1 protein-coding gene and 1 pseudogene are annotated in these 958 nt (G+C 72.5%); both read right to left on the bottom strand.

Translation table 11 applies throughout. From position 1 onward, the window contains the following. Positions 1–230: pseudogene (locus ACFQ36_RS22965) on the bottom strand (pyridine nucleotide-disulfide oxidoreductase); the annotation flags it as partial. After that, a partial coding sequence (gene cobA / locus ACFQ36_RS22960; protein ID WP_377017904.1) for a uroporphyrinogen-III C-methyltransferase occupies positions 205–958 on the bottom strand: 754 nt, incomplete at its 5' end. The gene cobA and the pseudogene ACFQ36_RS22965, both read right to left, overlap by 26 nt.

Here is a 958-nt window from a genome sequence, read left to right as displayed (position 1 = left end):
CGCGGGTGGTCCGGGGCCACCCCGTAGCGGATCAGCCCGTAGGGCGCCGGGTAGCGGTCGAACAGGTCGATGCTGACGGTGAGTTCGCCGGAGGCTACCGGTTCGCTCTTGGTCAGCAGGTCGGCGGCGTAGACGCCGGCGGGGCCGGCGCCCACCACGGCTATGCGCAGGGCCCGCGTTGAAAGGGCCTGGTTGGGAATGGTGCTATCGCTCAAGGGAATGCTCCTCATGACGGTCGGGAACGGGATGGATGCTGGATTGCGGGGCGAGGTATTCGGGTGCATACGGGCTGAGCCGGACCACGTCCCCCACCACGATGACTGCCGGATTCCGGACGCCGATGCGTGCCGCCTGCCCGGCGATGGTGTCGAGCGTGCCGATGGTCACCCGCTGGTCGGGCATCCAGCCACGTTCAACGATGGCCACCGGCGTCCCGGGGCCGAGGCCCCGCGAGCGCAGCGCCGCGACGGAGTCGGCCAGCCGGCGGACGCCCATCAGCAGCACGAGGGTGTGGTCGGGCCGGGCCGGAAGCTCGGCGAGTTCCTCGTGGCCGGTGGCCACGCTGAATCCGGTGGCTGCCCCGCGGTGGGTTACCGGAATCCCCGCGGCCGCGGGAACCGAGATCGCGCTGGTCACCCCGGGGACCACCTCGACGTCGACGCCGCGGTCCCGGCAGAAGCGTGCCTCCTCGCCGCCGCGGCCCAGCACATAGGGGTCACCGCCCTTGAGCCGAACGACCAGCTGGCCGGCCTGGGCCTCGCGGACCAGGATGGCGTTGATCTCGTCCTGGCCGGCCAGGTGGTTTCCGGGCGCCTTGCCGACCTCGATGACCCGCACGGCGTCGTCGAGCTCGTCGAGCAGGTCGCGCGGGCCCAGCCGGTCGGCCACGACGACGTCCGCTTCGGCCAGCAGCTGCCGGCCGCGGACGGTGATCAGGCCGGCCTCGCCGGGACCGCCG

Origin of the sequence: Arthrobacter sp. GCM10027362, assembly GCF_042679445.1 — a bacterium.
In the GTDB taxonomy this organism is placed as follows: Bacteria; Actinomycetota; Actinomycetes; order Actinomycetales; family Micrococcaceae; genus Crystallibacter.
This window is presented reverse-complemented; position numbering and strand designations above follow the sequence as displayed.